18 protein-coding genes are annotated in these 16,383 nt (G+C 68.7%); 13 read left to right on the top strand and 5 right to left on the bottom strand.

The annotated features are described in order from the left end of the window. The first annotated feature begins 25 nt into the window (after positions 1-25). Together C8D81_RS01905 and C8D81_RS01910 are read left to right on the top strand one after the other, a co-directional pair. Positions 26-2,065, top strand: coding sequence for an NAD(+) synthase (locus C8D81_RS01905; protein ID WP_094359077.1), 2,040 nt, complete (start codon positions 26-28; stop codon positions 2,063-2,065). A gap of 4 nt (positions 2,066-2,069) precedes the next feature. After that, the gene (locus C8D81_RS01910; RefSeq protein ID WP_094406679.1) at positions 2,070-2,738 is read left to right on the top strand and encodes an RraA family protein; all 669 of its coding nucleotides are present in this window, start codon (positions 2,070-2,072) and stop codon (positions 2,736-2,738) included. Between the two features lie 22 nt (positions 2,739-2,760). On the opposite strand, the gene C8D81_RS01915 is transcribed toward C8D81_RS01910, so the two are convergent. Together C8D81_RS01915 and C8D81_RS01920 are read right to left on the bottom strand one after the other, a co-directional pair. Beyond that, positions 2,761-3,609 carry a DUF4253 domain-containing protein gene (locus C8D81_RS01915; RefSeq protein WP_094400716.1) on the bottom strand — a complete coding sequence of 283 codons (849 nt, stop codon included), beginning with the start codon at positions 3,607-3,609 and terminating at the stop codon, positions 2,761-2,763. Between the two features lie 28 nt (positions 3,610-3,637). Beyond that, on the bottom strand, positions 3,638-4,039 hold the full coding sequence (locus C8D81_RS01920) for a VOC family protein (protein ID WP_094424825.1): 402 nt from the start codon (positions 4,037-4,039) through the stop codon (positions 3,638-3,640). A 75-nt stretch (positions 4,040-4,114) separates the two neighbouring features. Here C8D81_RS01920 and C8D81_RS01925 point away from each other — a divergent pair, with 75 nt between their 5' ends. Continuing rightward, positions 4,115-4,915 (top strand): TetR/AcrR family transcriptional regulator, encoded by an 801-nt coding sequence (locus tag C8D81_RS01925; RefSeq protein ID WP_172421665.1) that lies wholly within the window; start codon positions 4,115-4,117, stop codon positions 4,913-4,915. A gap of 9 nt (positions 4,916-4,924) precedes the next feature. Here C8D81_RS01925 and C8D81_RS01930 read toward each other — a convergent pair whose 3' ends face one another. From C8D81_RS01930 to C8D81_RS01940, 3 genes are read right to left on the bottom strand one after another with little or no spacing between them, the layout of a single operon-like run. After that, positions 4,925-5,566: an ABC-2 transporter permease gene (locus tag C8D81_RS01930; protein WP_166646633.1), complete on the bottom strand. Its 642-nt coding sequence runs from the start codon at positions 5,564-5,566 to the stop codon at positions 4,925-4,927. A gap of 42 nt (positions 5,567-5,608) precedes the next feature. Then, complete coding sequence (locus C8D81_RS01935; protein WP_094424831.1) at positions 5,609-6,298, bottom strand: ABC transporter ATP-binding protein; 690 nt, start codon at positions 6,296-6,298, stop codon at positions 5,609-5,611. Further along, complete coding sequence (locus tag C8D81_RS01940; RefSeq protein WP_094400724.1) at positions 6,283-7,293, bottom strand: alpha/beta fold hydrolase; 1,011 nt, start codon at positions 7,291-7,293, stop codon at positions 6,283-6,285. Before C8D81_RS01940 ends, C8D81_RS01935 begins: the two co-directional genes overlap by 16 nt. Before the next feature lie 49 nt (positions 7,294-7,342). On the opposite strand from C8D81_RS01940, the gene C8D81_RS01945 reads away from it, so the two are divergent. The 10 genes from C8D81_RS01945 to trmD all read left to right on the top strand — a co-directional run bounded on the left by C8D81_RS01945 (position 7,343) and on the right by trmD (position 16,329). Continuing rightward, positions 7,343-7,942, top strand: a complete 600-nt coding sequence (locus C8D81_RS01945) for a TetR/AcrR family transcriptional regulator (protein WP_166646634.1) — start codon at positions 7,343-7,345, stop codon at positions 7,940-7,942. A gap of 206 nt (positions 7,943-8,148) precedes the next feature. Further along, positions 8,149-8,607, top strand: a complete 459-nt coding sequence (rpsP, locus tag C8D81_RS01950) for a 30S ribosomal protein S16 (RefSeq protein WP_133625466.1) — start codon at positions 8,149-8,151, stop codon at positions 8,605-8,607. Between the two features lies 1 nt (position 8,608). After that, entirely contained in the window at positions 8,609-8,866 is a 258-nt protein-coding gene (locus C8D81_RS01955; protein WP_094359095.1) for an RNA-binding protein, read from the top strand. A gap of 388 nt (positions 8,867-9,254) precedes the next feature. Next, positions 9,255-10,853: an ABC transporter substrate-binding protein gene (locus C8D81_RS01960; RefSeq protein WP_166646635.1), complete on the top strand. Its 1,599-nt coding sequence runs from the start codon at positions 9,255-9,257 to the stop codon at positions 10,851-10,853. An 84-nt stretch (positions 10,854-10,937) separates the two neighbouring features. Next, on the top strand, positions 10,938-11,894 hold the full coding sequence (locus C8D81_RS01965; protein WP_094424837.1) for an ABC transporter permease: 957 nt from the start codon (positions 10,938-10,940) through the stop codon (positions 11,892-11,894). Between the two features lie 12 nt (positions 11,895-11,906). Beyond that, positions 11,907-12,839, top strand: coding sequence for an ABC transporter permease (locus C8D81_RS01970; RefSeq protein ID WP_094424839.1), 933 nt, complete (start codon positions 11,907-11,909; stop codon positions 12,837-12,839). Further along, entirely contained in the window at positions 12,839-13,891 is a 1,053-nt protein-coding gene (locus C8D81_RS01975) for an ABC transporter ATP-binding protein (protein WP_094406663.1), read from the top strand. The genes C8D81_RS01970 and C8D81_RS01975 overlap by 1 nt, the downstream gene beginning before the upstream one ends. Beyond that, positions 13,888-14,928, top strand: a complete 1,041-nt coding sequence (locus C8D81_RS01980; RefSeq protein ID WP_229119383.1) for an ABC transporter ATP-binding protein — start codon at positions 13,888-13,890, stop codon at positions 14,926-14,928. The genes C8D81_RS01975 and C8D81_RS01980 overlap by 4 nt, the downstream gene beginning before the upstream one ends. Positions 14,929-15,059: 131 nt before the next feature. Beyond that, positions 15,060-15,614: a ribosome maturation factor RimM gene (gene rimM / locus C8D81_RS01985; protein WP_094406659.1), complete on the top strand. Its 555-nt coding sequence runs from the start codon at positions 15,060-15,062 to the stop codon at positions 15,612-15,614. After that, the gene (gene trmD / locus C8D81_RS01990; protein WP_094406657.1) at positions 15,607-16,329 is read left to right on the top strand and encodes a tRNA (guanosine(37)-N1)-methyltransferase TrmD; all 723 of its coding nucleotides are present in this window, start codon (positions 15,607-15,609) and stop codon (positions 16,327-16,329) included. The genes rimM and trmD overlap by 8 nt, the downstream gene beginning before the upstream one ends. Positions 16,330-16,383 lie beyond the last annotated feature (54 nt).

Here is a 16,383-nt window from a genome sequence, read left to right on the forward strand (position 1 = left end):
CGCGCATCATGGCAATCTTGCGACCATGAACTTCTGGTCAGCCGTCGAGCACGGTTTCGCCCGCGTGGCGGCCTGCACCCTGGGCGTACAGATCGCCGATCCGCACGCCAACGCCACCGCCACCATCGAGGTGCTGCGCGAGTGCCACCAGGAGAGCGTGTCGCTGGCGGTGTTCCCCGAACTCGGGCTGACCGGGTACGCGATCGACGACCTGCTGCTGCAGGACCCGTTGCTGGATGCCACCCTGGCGGCGATCGACGAGGTGGTCGCGGCGAGCGCCGAACTCGACCCGGTGGCGGTCGTCGGCGCGCCGCTGCGCCGGGGGACGCGGGTGTTCAACTGCGCGGTGGTGATCCACCGCGGCCGGATCCTCGGGGTGGTGCCCAAGGCGTACCTGCCGAACTACCGGGAGTTCTATGAGCGCAGGCATTTCGCGCCCGGTGACGATCAGTGGGGGCAGTCGATCCGACTCGGTGGGCAGAGCGTGCCGTTCGGTCCGGACCTGATCTTCGATGCGGTCGATCTGCCCGGATTCGCTGTGCACGTTGAGGTCTGCGAGGACCTGTGGGTACCGGTGTCGCCGAGCGCCGAGGCCGCGCTGGCCGGTGCCTCGATCCTGGTGAACATCTCCGGCAGCCCGATCACCGTCACCAAGGCCGACGCCCGGCACCTGCTCTGCCGGGCCGCCTCGGCGAGTTGTCTGGCGGCCTACGTGTACGCGGCGGCGGGGATGGGGGAGTCCACCACCGATCTGTCCTGGGACGGGCAGACGATGATCTATGAGAACGGCCTGCTGCTCGCCGAGACCGACCGCTTCGGGATGGAGTCGCTGCGCTCGGTCGCCGATGTCGATCTGGATCTGCTGCGCCAGGAGCGGATGCGGCAGGGCACCTTCGACGACAACCGGCGTACCCATGCCGATCGGCTGAATCGCTTCCGACACGTGGAATTCGAGCTCGGCCCCGACCGCGGTGACATCGGCCTGCGGCGCGAGATCGCCCGCTATCCCTTCGTCCCCGCCGATCCCAGCCGGCTCGCCCAGGACTGCTATGAGGCGTACGCCATCCAGGTCTCGGGGCTGGAGCAGCGGCTGCGCGCGATCGGTCAGCCCAAGGTGGTGATCGGCGTGTCCGGCGGTCTCGACTCCACCCATGCGCTGATCGTCGCCGCTCGCGCGATGGATCGGATGGGGCGCCCGCGCAGCGACATCCTCGCCTTCACGATGCCCGGATTCGCGACCACCGAGCACACCCGCAACAACGCCACCAAACTCTGCGAAGCCCTCGGGGTGAGCTTCGAGACGATCGACATCACCCCGGCGGCGAAGCAGCTGCTGCTCGACATGGGGCATCCCGCCGGCCGCGGCGAGGAGGTCTATGACGTCACCTTCGAGAACGTGCAGGCCGGGCTGCGCACCGATTATCTGTTCCGGTTGGCGAATCAGCGCGGTGGCATCGTGCTCGGCACCGGTGATCTGTCGGAGCTGGCGCTGGGCTGGTGCACCTATGGCGTCGGCGACCAGATGTCGCACTACGCGGTCAACGCCGGCGTACCGAAGACGCTGATCCAGCACCTGATCCGCTGGGTGATCTCCGAGGGCCTCTTCGAAGACGAGGTGGCGACGATCCTGCGTTCGATCCTCGACACCGAGATCACCCCCGAGCTGGTACCGACCCGAGAAGGGGAGCAGCCGCAGGCCACCGAGGCGACGATCGGCCCGTACGCGCTGCAGGACTTCAACCTCTTCCACGTGCTGCGCTTCGGGATGCGGCCGGACAAGATCGCCTTCCTCGCCTGGCACGGTTGGCACGACCCGCAGCAGGGGCAGTGGCCGGCGAACATCGAGCACGACGAGCGCTCCGGTTACGACCTGGCCACCATCCGCAGGTGGCTCGAGGTCTTCGGGAAACGCTTCTTCGCCAACCAGTTCAAGCGATCCGCGCTGCCCAACGGCCCCAAGGTGCTCTCCGGCGGCGCCCTCTCCCCGCGCGGGGACTGGCGGATGCCCTCCGACGCCAGCCCGGCTGCCTGGCTGAAGAACCTGGAGCAGGTACCGAAGGAGTGAGGCCATGACCGAACCACGCGATGTCCGACCCGAGCTGATCGCCGAAGCGCGCCGCACCCTCTATTCCCCGGTGATCGGCGACGTGCTGGATCAGCTGGGGCGCCTGCATCAGTTCCTGCCCCCGGACATTCGTGGACTGACCGCGGAACATCGGCTGCTCGGTCGGGCGATGCCGGTGATCGTCGGGGACGTGTTCGGTGCCAACGACCGGCCCTTCGGCAAGTTGACCCAGGCCCTCGACCAGCTGGAACCGGGGGAGGTCTATGTGGCCGCGACCGGGGTGTCCTCGGCGGCGGCCTGGGGTGAGATCCTCACGGCGGCTGCGCGGACCCGCGGGGCCGTGGGTGCGGTGATCGACGGGTATCACCGGGACACGCCTGCGGTGCTGGAGCAGAACTGGCCGGTGTTCTCGCGCGGCTCGTACGCGCTCGACTCCCGACCACGATCCGCCGTCGTCGACTATCGGGTACCGATCGAGGTGGGCGGTGTCGCCGTGCGGCCGGGTGACCTGATCTTCGGGGATGTGGACGGTGTCGTCGTGATTCCGCAGGAGATCGAGTCCGAGGTGCTCGAGCGAGCCCTGCAGAAGGCCAGTGCGGAGAACACCGTGCGAAGCGAGATCGAGGCGGGTGCCAGCGCCACCGAGGTTCTTGCTCGGCACGGGATTCTCTGATCACACGGCATTCCAGCCGGGGTCAGTCCCACCAGTGGGCCCAGTGGTGGGACCTCACCACCGGTACCCAACCCCACAGTCCGTTGGGTTCGACCGAGTCCGGGGCCAATACGCCGTGTTCCGCTGCCACCGCGAGCGCCTCGGCGTCGTCGCTGGGAGGGGTGCCGACCTCCAGCGCCCAGTCGGACGGGCCGATGATCATCAACCGTGCCTCCCAGCGCTGCTCCCAGATTCGCAACACCTCCGCGAGCTCGTCGGCCTCGATGCCGAGATTGACCGGGCCGAGATAGTCCATCCACAACGGGATGAGCCACCGACGGGGGTCGGGGAAGATCGCCACGTAACCGGAGGAAGGCGCCAACTCGGTCGATTGCGTCAACGGATCACCGGGGCGGCCCACGTCCAGGGCGACGGGGACTTTCTCGCGCAGGCGGTCGAAGATGTCGTCCGTGTCCGTATCCATGGACGCGAGCCGATCGATGCGGGCGTGGTGATCCACGAGGTCCCGATCGACCGTGAGGATGCCGAAGTAGTCCTCCGCCAGATCGTCAGCGTCGGCCACGATCACCGCACTGATACCGTCGAGCGAGGACAACTGCCGCCACACCCCCTCTGCTTCACCGGGTGCGACAGGGGTCACCCAGATCGTGCCGAGCCCGGGTACGTCCGCCAGCGGGAACACTGCGCGCTCGCCGAGCAACTGGGTGACTTCAGCGGCCAGGGGCACCGGCGCGGTCGAGGTCGCCGATTCCGGCGGTCCCGGGCGGGTGGATTCCGCAGGCTCGGTTGGAGCAACCGATCGACGCGTTTCGCTGGATTCTTCGGTGGTGGAGTGTTTCGCGCGGCCGGTCAGTCGATCCCAGAGTCCCATGATCAGACCCTATGGGCACTGATCCGACTCAACCCGCGTATCGGGGGTCGGTCGGCTCGACCCATTGGACGAGCTGGAAGATGACGCCGTTCGGATCGGCCATCTGGAAGTAGCGCTCGCCCCACGGCTCGGTCTCGATGGGGGTGACCACGTCAACGCCCTCGGCCCGCAGGCGCGTGTATTCGGTGTCGATGTCATCGACGGTGAACACCACCAGCAGTCCGTCCGCCGTGCCCGCCACCGATGCGGGCTTGAACGTCGAGAGCCCGGTGCGAAGGAAGATGAGGTTGATGCCCGCGTCCGGGTGGGCCAGCGAAGTGAACCCGTCCGCGGCCATGGCCGCAGTGAATCCGAGGTGTTCGATCGCCCACGTGGCCGATGCCTCGACATCGGGCACATTGAGGGAGATGGCGGTGCTGGTGATCTGCATGGCGCTCCTTCGGTGACCTGGCGTTGTACGTCGTACAGTGTACGGGGTATGGAGAAGCGTGGCAGACTCGTTCCCGTGACCAGGGAGAGGACCGGAGTCGGTGAGCCGAGCCGTACCCTGGCGCTGCTGTGGGGTGAGGAATCCGCCGAGCCACGCCGCAAGGGGCCGAGCCGGTCGGTGACCGTGGCCCAGATCGTGCAGGCCGCCCTGGCCATTGCCGATGAAGAGGGGCTCGGCGGTGTCACCATGCGCAGCGTCGCGGAACGGGTCGGAGTCTCGACGATGTCGGTCTACACCTACGTGCCCGGCAAGGTCGAGCTGCTCGACCTGATGGTGGACGCCCGGTATCTGCAGATGTCGCGCAAGCCGTGGCGCAGCAGGTCGTGGCGCCGCCGCGTCACCGCCGTTGCCGAGGCCAATCGCACGTTGCTCACCGATCATCCCTGGCTCACCGAAGTCGCAGCGCTGAGCCGCCCGCCGCTCGGCCCGGGGCTGCTGGCGAAGTATGAGCACGAGCTCGCGGCCTTTGACGGCACCGGGCTCGATGACGTCACCGTCGACGCGGCGCTGACGTTCGTGCTCGGCTTCGTGCAGTCGCTGGTGCGATCGACCCACGACGCCGTGCGGGCCGCCACCGATGGCGCGGTCAGCGATGCCGACTGGTGGGCCGCGAACGAGCCGGTGCTGGCGCGCGCCTTCGACCCCGCCACCTATCCCCGCGCGGTACGCATCGGTGCCGTGGCCGGCGCGGCGCAGGGCAGTGCGTGGGATCCCGAGGCCGCCTGGGCATTCGGGCTCGCGCGTACCCTCGACGGCCTCGCCGCACTCATCGATGGCCCCGGCGGTCGCGAATCGCGCGGTGTGGACAGCCGGTGAATCGGACGGTCAGAGATCGACCCGCTCGAAGCGGGTGGCGGCGATCCGGTAGGTGAGCCAGTTGCCGAGGGTGAAGACGAGTACGCCGAGCAGCAGGACTCCGAGCTGCGGGGGAAGGGCCGCCCGATCGGTGGCGGCGAGCACGGGTGCCAGCGAGGGCAGGTTGGCGGCGGCTTCGGCAACACCGAGGTAGACCATGGTCGCCAATCCCGCGCAGAGGAAGGGCAGGCCCAGGGCGTACCCGGTGCGGAAGTGCATGGTGAAGAAGATCGCGTTGAACAGGGTGTACATGATCAGCGCCGATCCGAAGAGCGCCGGGTTGGCCTCGAAACCCACCGGTGCCCCGGGGTCGAGCCAGCGGCGCAGCATCGCGAACGGTACCGCCACCAGCAGTTGCAGCACTTCCACCAGGCAGCAGAACAGCACCCGACCGCGCACCAGGTCGCGCTTGCAAATCGGCAGCAGCATCGAGAAGGAGACATCGTTGGACTCCCGGAAATGCAACTGGGTCTGGAAAATCGCCAGACAGACCCACATCAGCGCCACGTGCAGGGGATAGGTGGGGACCAGCAGCAGGGCATCCATCGCCAGGAAGATCGCGAACAGCGGCCGGTTCGCCAACCGCAGGTCCTTGCCGACCAGGACCGACATCTCTCTCATTCCCGCTCCAGATTGATCATGATCGATTCGAGGTCAGCGGCCCCGCCACCGGCTGGGCGATGGTCGGCCAGGAAGTCGGCCAGGCCGGGTGCTGGCCAGCACCCGGCCCTGCTTGATGTAGGTGATCGTGTCGGCCGACCGCTGCAGATCCGACAGGATCTGGGTGGAGAACAGGATGCTGGTCCGCCCATCGGCGACCAACCCGCGGAACAGCCGTAGCAGCTCGTCCCGGGACACCGGGTCCAGCCCCGAGGTCGGTTCATCGAGCACCAGCAGCTCGGCGCCGTGGGAGAGGGCGAGCGTCAGGGCGTACTTCACCCGCATTCCCTGGGACAGTTGGCCGAGCTGTTTGGTCGCGACGAGTTGGAAGCGCTCCAGATGGGCACGGTAGGCATGCTCGTCCCAGCCGGCGAAGAACGGTCGGTATGCGTCGGTGACCTGGCGGATGGTCTTCTTCAGATAGAAATTCACCTCACCGAAGGTGAACGAGATCCGCTCCTTGATCTCGAACTCGTGTTCCCGCATCCTCATCTCGAAGAACTCCACCTCACCCGCATCGGGATGCACGAAGCCGAGCATCGACTTCAGCGTGGTCGTCTTGCCGGCCCCGTTCCGCCCGACGAAACCCATGATCGTGCCGGGGGCCATCTCGAAGGAGACCTCGCGCAGTGCGAAGGAGGGATAGGCCTTGCTCAGCCCGCGGACACTCAGGACTGCTGCCATGGTCGCTCCATCTCGGCGCGCCGGGCGAGCTCGCGGAGCAGGTCCACGAACCGTTTCGGATCCGCGCCGTGGAAGTCGTGTCCGGTGTCGGCCTTCACGAATTCCACGCGGTCGATCGACGAACGGGCCCGCGCGGCTTCCGCATCACCCATCGCGGCCATCAGGATGCCGTCGGCGTCGTGGCGGACTCTGGTGTGCACCAGCGTGGCCGGTACGCCGATCGCACGCAGGCTGGCCTCGAGGTCGAACCCGGAATCCCAACTCGTGGTGAAGAAGGCCTCGCCGAAGCGCGGGTCGTAGGCGGGGATCGCCCGGGTGACCTCGTCGAGCTGGGGGAGGAACCAGAGCCGGATCGGGCGGTCGGGATTCCTACGGTGATAGGAAAGGCCGGCCCTGATCAGCCGCGGGGCGGCCTTCCCGAAGAAGTGCCACATCCGCTGATGGCGCCAGTGGTACGCCACCCAGTCCTGCTCCGCGCTGGTCAGGAAGCCGTGGCAGGTGGTCGCCAGGTCGACGAAGTTCCAGGTGGTCGCCGCCCGCGGCAGCGTGGTGGTGAACAGTGGCGGATCCTCCAGCAGGACCGCATCCACCCAACCCGGTGCGTTGCCGGCCAACCAGGCCGCCAGCAGGCCGCCGGAGGAGTGACCGCTGGCCACGGCCGGCCGGCCGATCACCGTCTCGATGAACTGCGCCAGCAGCTGCCCGTGCGCGTGCGCCGAATAGCGCCCGGGATCACGGGCGGACCGGCCGTGCCCGAGACAGTCCACCGCGAACACCTGGAAGTCCCGCGCCAGCTCGGGCAGCACCGCGGCATAGGACCGCCAGTCGGTGGACTGGCCGTGGATCAGCAGCAGCGGTGGCCGCCCATTGGCCGGGCCCGCGGCATAGTGGATCGACGCACCGTCGATCGCCACGTCGTGTTCGGCGTACCCGGCCGCCCGGACCGCGGCCATCCGCCGCCGGAACCGGTGGGGTGGGTTATCGTGCGAGTGCATGACAACACGGTAGCACTATTTCGTGCGATCGCATGAGAAAGGGGGCGGGGTGCCCAAGGTGGTGGATCACGACGCGCGTCGGCGGGAGATCGCCGACGCGGTGCTGCGGCTGGTGGTGCGCGAGGGCGTCGAGGCCGTCAGTCTGCGCAAGGTCGCCGCCGCGTCCGGGATGGCGATGGGCACCACCCAGCACTACTTCACCGACCGCGAGGAGATGCTGACCTTCGCCCTGGCGACGATGAACGAGCGCCGCAGCGCCCGGGTGCAGGCAGCCGTTGCTGCGCTGGGGGAGCGTCCCGATGAACGCCGACTGCTGCGCACGATCATCACCGAGGTGCTGCCGCTCACCGAGGAATCCCGATTCGAGGCGGCCGTCGGGGCGGCGTACTACATCCGCGCCCTCGGCGACCCCGAGACCCGGGCCCTGCTCTCCGCCGGCCCACGCCAGGTGATCGACCTGCTGCGGGGCCTGCTGACCGGTGCCGCCGCCCGCGGCCGGTTGGCCGCCGGGGTCGACCCGGCGCAGGAGGCCCGGTTCATCTGGGCCCTGCTCGAACCGGCGCCGGTGATGGGTGGCTACTGGGATGCCGAGGAGGCCGTCGCGCTGGCGGACTACCAGCTGGACCGGATCTTCACCGCGGCTGACTGAGCCTGGCGCAGATTTCGCCGGTACCGGGCCCCTGTGGCAGAATGAGTCCGCTTCTGTGCCCGGTCGCGCCCTCTCATCGCGCCGGGTGTGGATCCGAACCCGAGCCCGGGTACGCCTGCCCCACAGGTCCGCCCGTGCTCACCCGCCCGCCCCGGAACGACCTGAGAATCCAGGACCGGGGCAGTCAACTAGGAGAACCACCCAACGTGGCTGTCAAGATTCGTCTGAAGCGCCTCGGCGCGATCCGCTCCCCGCACTACCGCATCGTCGTCATGGACTCGCGCGCCAAGCGCGACGGCCGGGCGATCGAGGAGATCGGGAAGTACCACCCCAAGAACGACCCCTCGGTGATCGAGGTCGATTCCGAGCGCGCCCAGTACTGGCTCGGCGTCGGCGCCCAGCCGACCGAGGCCGTCGTCGCGCTGTTCAAGCGCACCGGTGACTGGCAGAAGTTCAGCGGCGACAAGAGCCCCTCGGGCGTCGACCCGCAGAAGGAGAAGGCCGACAAGACCGAGCTGTTCAACGCCGCGCTGGCCGACAACGACGACTCCGCCAAGGTGTCGGCGTTCAGCAGCAAGCAGCAGGCCGAGGCCAAGGCGGAGGCCAAGTCCGACGATGGCGAGGCGGAGTCCACCGACACCGCCGACGAGTCCACCGAGGCCTGAGATGCTGGCCGACGCACTGGAGCACCTGGTCCGCGGCATCGTCGGCAACCCCGACGACGTCCGGGTCAGCGACAAGGACCTGCGCCGCGGGCGGATGCTCGAGGTGCGGGTGCACCCCAGCGACATCGGCAAGGTGATCGGCCGGCAGGGCCGGACCGCCGGTGCCCTGCGTACCGTCGTCGCCGCGCTGGCCGGCCGCGAACAGGTCCGGGTCGACTTCGTCGACGTCGACCGGCGCGGCCGTGGCGGCCGCCGCTGACGCGGTACCGCACCCACTGCACCCAGAACCGCCCCGCTGCTTCGGCAGTGGGGCGGTTTTCTGTCTGTGGGGTGGGGGTTCATCTCGACACGCGCCCCCGGCTCCGCTTCGCTGCGCCGGGGGCGCTACTCGATGAACGGTGCGGGCGTGTGACGGGTGACATCGGACACCAACATGGAATAGGGTTTCACAACTGCTGGGGACGGCGGTGGGTGGGCCGGGGTGGTGCGGGCACGGCAACGGTCTCAGGCGCATTACAGGTCGGCGGGAAAGGTTGACAGGCCCTGGGGGCTGACCCAGAGTGATTGCAGTTCTTGGACCTCGCGTCCGGGGAAGTGAAACGGCGTTCTGCCAGAACAAGGAGGATCTCGTGGGCGTTTCGAGGAAAGTGGCAGTCGCAGCAGCGCTGACCGCTGCGCTGCTGGCCCTGCCGGGCTGCGCGCCGGCCGGCCAGTCGGGGGGCGCCGGTGGCCAGGGCGGCCAGGGCGGCGAGGCGAACAAGAACTTCAGCTTCTACCTCTACCAGAAGGCCACCGGGATCAACCCCTACGACGCCGGTGGCGGTGCCGACCAGACCCTGGTGCACCTGGTCTTCCAGCCGCTGCTCACCTGGGCCAACGGCAAGTACGAGGGCCGGCTCGCCGAGTCCTGGGACTTCGCCCAGGACGGCAAGACGTTCACCTTCAACCTGAAGAAGGACGGCAAGTGGAGTGACGGCAAGCCGATCACCGCACCCGACCTGAAGTGGGCGCTGGAGAGCCACCTGGACAAGAAGACCGGTTCCTACATCAACGGCTACCTCGGCTCGGTCAAGGGCGCCCAGGAGTTCCGCAACGGTCAGGCGCAGGAGGTCACCGGCATCACCGCGCCCGATGACACCACGCTGAAGATCGAGCTGAACACCCCGAACGTCGGCTTCCCGGCGCTGCTCACCGAGGCGGCGCTCGCGCCCAAGCACGTCTACGAGTCGATCCCGCGGGACCAGTGGAAGGGCAACCAGGCCTTCCGCGAGCCCAAGGTCGGCAGCGGCCCGTTCCTGTTCAGCCGGTGGATCTCCGACGATCAGACCGAGTTCACCGCCAACCCGGGTTACGTCCCCAAGCCGAAGATGGACAAGGTCTACGCCAAGTACCTGACCGGGGACGTGGCGGCCGCGCAGCTCGGCACCGGTGAGATCGACGCCGCCGAGATCCCGGCCGCCGATGTGAAGTCGATGAAGTCCGACCCGAACATCACCGTGGTGCAGAAGCCGGGCAACCGGGCGATGACCCTGCACACCGTGGTCACCCCGACCAGCAAGCTGAAGGATCAGAAGGTCCGGCAGGCGATCATGTACGCCATCGACCGGCAGGGCATCGTCGACTCGGTGATCGGTGGCGAGGGCAAGGCCCTCGATGCCTACCTGTTCGCCCCCGACTGGGTGGTCCCGCCGAACAAGAATCCCTACAACCGGGACGTGAACAAGGCCAAGCAGCTGCTCCAGGAGGCCAACTGGGATCCGAACACCGAGGTGAACCTGCAGATCGTGCCCGGGCAGGCGGACCGCGACGCGGTGATGCGGATCGTGGTCGGCAATCTGACCGAGGCCGGTATCAAGGCCAAGATCACCCCGGTGACGGCGGCCGACAGCGGCAAGCTCGTCACCGACGGCACCTTCGATGTCCTGATCAGCCCGCTGACCATGGCCGTCCCCGAACCGTCCCTGCTGGCCACCCGCGTCACCTGCGCACAGCGGTCCCCGAACGGGGCCAACATCGCCCGCTACTGCAACCCGGAGCTGGACGCGCTGATGGCCGAGGGGCAGTCGACCGACGACCAGGCCAAGCGGCAGCAGGCGTACCAGAAGGCGTACATGATCCTGAACACCGACGTGATGAACTTCCCGCTCTATTCCCCGACGCTGAACTGGGGCACCGGGAAGTCGGTCAACGGTTTCGACCCATCGGCGAACCCGATCACCGCCACCGCCGCACAGTGGGGCAAGTGACCGCCTGACCCGATAACCATGATCGGCCGGCTCTGAACGGGGCCGGCCGATCACGGCCGAAACCGACCGCGGAGAAGGAGACGGATGCTCCGGTTCGTCCTGAAGCGCCTCGCCGTCAGTGTGGTGACGCTGTTCCTGATCAGCATCCTGCTGTTCCTGCTGATCCGGAACGCCCCCGGCGACCCGATCGAGATGTACTACGACCCGATCACCTTCACCGGCCCCGACCGGGAGGAGATGATCGCGATGGCCCGGGCCCGGCTCGGCCTGGACCAGCCGCTGGTGGTGCAGTATTTCGTCTGGCTCGGTGACGCGCTCACCGGCAACCTCGGCCGCTCGTTGGCCGACGGCCGGGCCGTGGCCACGGTGCTCGGGGAGCGGCTGCAGAACTCACTGGCACTGATCATCCCGGCACTGCTCCTGCAGGTGGTGATCGGCCTGCTCAGCGGTGTCTGGTCGGCGCTGCGCCGCAACAAGCCGGTCGACTACGTGATCTCCTTCGCCTCCCTGCTCTGGCTCTGCGTCCCGCCCTTCTTCGCCGGCCTGATCGCGATCTACGTCTTCGGCCTCAAGCTGCGCTGGCTGCCCACCTCGGGGATGAACGCCCCCGATCCGACGGTCTTCGAGGGCCTGCGGCACCTGATCCTGCCGGCGCTGCTGCTCGGCATGCAGGGCGCGGCGGTCTATCAGCGCTACACCCGCTCCTCGATGCTGGACGTGCTCGGCCAGGACTTCATCACCACCGCCCGCTCCAAGGGCCTCAGCAACCTGCGGATCACCTGGCGGCACGCGGTGCACAACGCGCTCATCCCGATCATCGCGGTGATCGCGGTGAACGTCCCGACGATGTTCGGCGGCGCGGTGATCATCGAGCAGATCTTCGCCTGGCCGGGCCTCGGGCGACTCGCGGTGGACTCCATCACCGGCCGCGACTATCCGATGCTGATGGGCTTCGTGATGTTCATCGCGATCCTGGTCGTGATCGCGAACCTGGTCGCCGACCTGCTCTATGCCGTCATCGATCCCCGGATCCGGGTCTAGGAGGCCGAACCGATGAGTGAACCGATCACCGGTGCGTCCGGCATCAACGACCCGACACCCGCGGTCGCCGGCGCGAGTGGCGATGCCGACGGCAGCGAACTCACCCCGCGCCAGCTCGCCTGGCGCCGCTTCCGCAGCCACAAGATGGCGATGGTCGGCGCGGTCGTGCTGATCCTGTTCCTGCTGGCCGCCTTCCTCGGCCCGCTGCTCTATCGCGTCGACCCGTACGCCGTGGACACCGCCTCCTATCGGTTGCCGCCGGCCCCCGGGCACCCGCTGGGCACCGACTCGGCGGGCCGCGATGTGCTCGCCCGGCTGCTCTCCGGCGGCCGGATCTCGCTGACCATCGGGTTGGCCGCCTCCTTCATCGCGACCGTGCTCGGCATCATCCTGGGCATCGTCGGCGGCTACTTCCGCGGCTGGATCGATGCGCTGCTGAGCCGGATCGCCGAGGTCTTCCAGAGCTTCCCGCTGATGATCGTGATCATCGTCATCGTGGCCTTCTTCGGCTCCGGGGTGCTGCGGATGATCCTGATGCTCGGCCTGCTGCTGTGGACCCAGTCCTTCCGGGTCACCCGCAGCGTCACCCTGCAGCTGCGGGAACAGGACTCGGTGCAGGCCGTCGAGGGGCTCGGCGGCACTCCCTTCCACATATTGCTCAAACACATGGTGCCGGCGGTGCTGCCGCACGCCTCGGTCACCTTCACCCTGCTCACCGCCCAGGTGATCGGCACCGAGGCCGCGCTGTCCTTCCTCGGCCTCGGCGTACCACCACCCACCCCGAGCTGGGGTTCGATGATCTCCGAGGCGCAGAGCCTGCGGATCCTGCAGTCGATGCCGTGGATGTGGCTGCCGCCGGGGTTGGCGATCGCGCTGACCGTGCTCGCGGTGAACTTCGTCGGCGACGGCCTGCGGGACGCCTTCGACCCGAAGCAGGTGCGCTGATGAGCGCGGCAGCCAACTCCGACGCCCTGCTGCGGCTGGAGAACATCACCACCGAGTTCAGCACCCTCAACGGCCTGGTCCGCGGCGTCAACGGCGCCAGCTATCAGGTACGCCCGGGGGAGACCCTCGGCGTGGTCGGCGAATCCGGCTCCGGCAAATCGGTCACCGTCATGTCGGCGCTCGGGTTGCTGCCGGAATCGGCGAAGGTCGTCGCCGGGCACGCCTGGTTCGACGGTGCCGACCTGCTGACGATGTCGCAGCGCCGGCGGGCCGAGGTGCGCGGCGGGGAGATCGGGATGATCTTCCAGGACCCGATGACCGCCCTCAACCCGGTGATGACGATCGGCGCCCAGATCGATGAGACGCTGCGCCGGCACTCACCGGATCTGCGGACGAAGGCCCAGCGTCGGGACCGGATCATCGAGCTGCTCACCGAGGTCGGCATCCCCGCCCCCAGACAGCGCATCGACCAGTACCCGCACCAGTTCTCCGGCGGCATGCGGCAGCGCGCGATGATCGCGATCGCGATCGCCAACCGGCCTAAGCTGGTGATCGCCGACGAACCGACCACCGCGCTCGACGTCACCGTGCAGGCGCAGATCCTGGAACTGCTGCAGAAGCTGCAGGACGACTACGGTGCGGCGCTGGTGATGATCACCCACGACCTCGGGGTGATCGCCGAGGTCGCCAGATATGTGGTGGTGATGTACGCCGGCCGGGTCGTCGAGGAGGCACCGGTCGACGACATCTTCCACGCCCCCCGCCACCCCTACACCGTCGGGCTGCTGGAATCCCTGCCGCGGGTCGACGACCGCCGCGAGCAGCTGCACGCGATCGCCGGCCAGCCGCCGGACCCGCGGTTCCTGCCCGAGGGGTGCGCGTTCCAGCTGCGCTGCCGACTGAGCAACGGGCGCACCGAATGCCAGACCCAGCCGCCGCTGGCCGAGGTCGGGCCGGCCCACCGCTCGGCCTGCCACTTCCACGCCGAGCTGGACGGATTGGACCCCAGCCTGATCACCCCGACCGGGACAGCACGGGAGGACGCGTCGTGAGCACCAGTGTGGCCGAACAGACCCCCACCGAGGGCGCGGGCGGGCGTACCGACGACCTGCTGCTCAGGGTCGATCATCTGGTCAAGCATTTCCAGGTCGGCGGCGGATTCATGAAGAAGCCGACAACGGTGTACGCGGTCAACGACATCTCCTTCGACCTGCGCCGCGGCGAGACCCTGGCGCTGGTGGGGGAGTCCGGCTGCGGCAAGACCACCGTCGGCAAGACGCTGATGGGCTTCTATCAGCCCACCTCCGGCTCGGTCCGCTTCGACGGCCGCGAGATCGGCGGCCTGTCGCGGCGCGAGCTGCGCAGCGTACGCCGGGACATGCAGTTCGTCTTCCAGGACCCGTACGCCTCGCTGCCGGCCCGCTCCACGGTGCAGGACATCCTCACCGAACCGCTGGAGATCCACGGCATCGGCGACCGTTCCGCGCGGATCCGCCGGGCCCGGGAACTCCTGGAGCTGGTCGGGCTGCGTTCGGCACTGGCATCGCGCTATCCGCACGAGTTCTCCGGCGGTCAGCGGCAGCGGATCGGGATCGCCCGCGCGCTCGCCCTGGAACCGAAGATGCTGGTGCTCGACGAACCGGTCTCCGCGCTCGACGTGTCGGTGCAGGCGCAGGTGGTGAACCTGCTGGAGCGGCTGCAGCAGGAGCTGGACCTGGGGTATGTCTTCATCGCCCATGACCTCGGCGTGGTCCGTCACATCTCCGACCGGATCGCGGTGATGTATCTCGGCTCGATCGTCGAATACGGCGCGGCGGGCGACATCTTCACCGACCCGCAGCACCCCTACACCCAGGCGCTGCTCTCGGCGGTCCCGATCCCCGACCCCCGCCGCAAGGGGATGGCGCGCCGCCGGCTGCTGGTCGGCGACCTGCCCTCGCCGACCACCGAGCCCGCCGGCTGCCCGTTCCGGGGACGCTGCTGGCGCGCCCAGGACATCTGCGCCACCGACAAGCCGCCGCTGGAACTCTCGGAATCCGGTGCCGAGGTCGCCTGCCACTTCCCGGGGCCGGAGCGGCCCGCCGCCTGAGGCGTGGCCCTCGGGCGTACCCCCCGACCCGCGATCCATCGAATCCAGGGTGCATCCCCCTCACCCTGCAGGATGCGCGGGGTGTACGCAGGATTCGATGGATCGCAGCAGGGGGTGGGAGGATGACCCCCATGCCGCAGGCATCGACCAACCCACCCAGCGAGGAACCGACCGTCGAGGTACGCGTCGGCCGGATCGGCCGCGCCCACGGGATCCGCGGCGAACTGACCGTGGAACCGCTCACCGACGAACCCGACCGCCGCTTCGCCACCGACACCCGGTTGCGGGAGGAGGGCGCCCGGCGCGAGTTCACCGTGACCGGCTCGCGCTGGCACTCCGGCCGGCTGCTGATCCGGCTCGCCGAGGCCGCCGACCGCAACGCCGCCGAGGCACTGCGTGGGGTGCTGCTGGTCGCCGACGTGCCGACCGATCAACCGCCGGCCGCCGACGACGAGTTCTGGGACCGCGACCTGGTCGGCCTGCAGGTACGCCGCCACGACGGCACCCCCGCCGGCCGGATCACCCGGGTCCAGCACGGCCCGCAGGACCTGCTGGAGATCCGCACCGACACCGGCGCGACCCGGCTGGTGCCCTTCGTCGAACCACTCGTCGTCGAGATCGACCCGGCCGCCGGGTTCTGCCGGCTGGCCGATGTCGACGGCCTGCTGGAGGACCTCGATGAGTGAGCCGAGCGCGGACCCCGGGCTCCGCCTCGATCTGGTCTCGATCTTTCCCGACTATTTCGCGCCGCTGCAGCTCTCCCTGGTGGGGAAGGCGATCCAGGCCGGCATCGTCTCGGTCGGCGTACACGATCTGCGGCAGTGGACCACCGACCGGCACCGCACCGTCGACGACACCCCCTACGGCGGTGGCGCCGGGATGGTGATGAAACCCGAGCCCTGGGGTGCGGCCCTGGACGCGCTGGCGACCGCGGGCAGCACCCTGGTCGTGCCCAGCCCGTCGGGGGAGCGGTTCAGCCAGCCGGCGGCGTACGAGCTCGCCGACGCCGGCCACCTGATCTTCGCCTGCGGACGCTACGAGGGCATCGACGCCCGGGTGATGGCGTACGCCCGGGAACGGATGCCGGTGCGGGAGCTGAGCCTGGGCGACTACGTGCTGAACGGCGGCGAGGTCGCCAGCCTGGTGATGATCGAGGCCATCGTCCGGCTGCTGCCCGGGGTGATCGGCAACCCCGAGTCGCTGACCGAGGAATCGCACAGCGCCGGCCACGACCGGCTGCTCGAATACCCCGTCTACACCAAGCCGCCGAGCTGGCGCGGTCTCGCGGTGCCCGAGGTGCTGTTCTCCGGCCACCACGCGCAGATCGCGGACTGGCGCCGCCAGCAGGCGGTTGAACTCACCCGGCGCCGCCGACCGGATCTGCTGGCCGATGGCCCCTAGGATGGCAGCGGCCCGGATCGGGGACACCGGCCAGCACCGGGGAGACCGAACCCG

Origin of the sequence: Enemella evansiae (assembly GCF_004362375.1) — a bacterium.
GTDB classification, from domain to species: domain Bacteria; phylum Actinomycetota; class Actinomycetes; order Propionibacteriales; family Propionibacteriaceae; genus Enemella; species Enemella evansiae.

Excerpts from the sequence above, each read along its gene's own strand:
- C8D81_RS01905 (WP_094359077.1), top strand. The coding sequence starts at position 26 with ATGAACTTCTGGTCAGCCGTCGAGCACGGTTTCGCCCGCGTGGCGGCC.
- C8D81_RS01910 (WP_094406679.1), top strand. The coding sequence starts at position 2,070 with ATGACCGAACCACGCGATGTCCGACCCGAGCTGATCGCCGAAGCGCGC.
- C8D81_RS01915 (WP_094400716.1), bottom strand. The coding sequence starts at position 3,609 with ATGGGACTCTGGGATCGACTGACCGGCCGCGCGAAACACTCCACCACC.
- C8D81_RS01920 (WP_094424825.1), bottom strand. The coding sequence starts at position 4,039 with ATGCAGATCACCAGCACCGCCATCTCCCTCAATGTGCCCGATGTCGAG.
- C8D81_RS01930 (WP_166646633.1), bottom strand. The coding sequence starts at position 5,566 with ATGTCGGTCCTGGTCGGCAAGGACCTGCGGTTGGCGAACCGGCCGCTG.
- C8D81_RS01935 (WP_094424831.1), bottom strand. The coding sequence starts at position 6,298 with ATGGCAGCAGTCCTGAGTGTCCGCGGGCTGAGCAAGGCCTATCCCTCC.
- C8D81_RS01940 (WP_094400724.1), bottom strand. The coding sequence starts at position 7,293 with ATGCACTCGCACGATAACCCACCCCACCGGTTCCGGCGGCGGATGGCC.
- C8D81_RS01955 (WP_094359095.1), top strand. The coding sequence starts at position 8,609 with ATGCTGGCCGACGCACTGGAGCACCTGGTCCGCGGCATCGTCGGCAAC.
- C8D81_RS01965 (WP_094424837.1), top strand. The coding sequence starts at position 10,938 with ATGCTCCGGTTCGTCCTGAAGCGCCTCGCCGTCAGTGTGGTGACGCTG.
- C8D81_RS01970 (WP_094424839.1), top strand. The coding sequence starts at position 11,907 with ATGAGTGAACCGATCACCGGTGCGTCCGGCATCAACGACCCGACACCC.
- C8D81_RS01975 (WP_094406663.1), top strand. The coding sequence starts at position 12,839 with ATGAGCGCGGCAGCCAACTCCGACGCCCTGCTGCGGCTGGAGAACATC.
- rimM (WP_094406659.1), top strand. The coding sequence starts at position 15,060 with ATGCCGCAGGCATCGACCAACCCACCCAGCGAGGAACCGACCGTCGAG.
- trmD (WP_094406657.1), top strand. The coding sequence starts at position 15,607 with ATGAGTGAGCCGAGCGCGGACCCCGGGCTCCGCCTCGATCTGGTCTCG.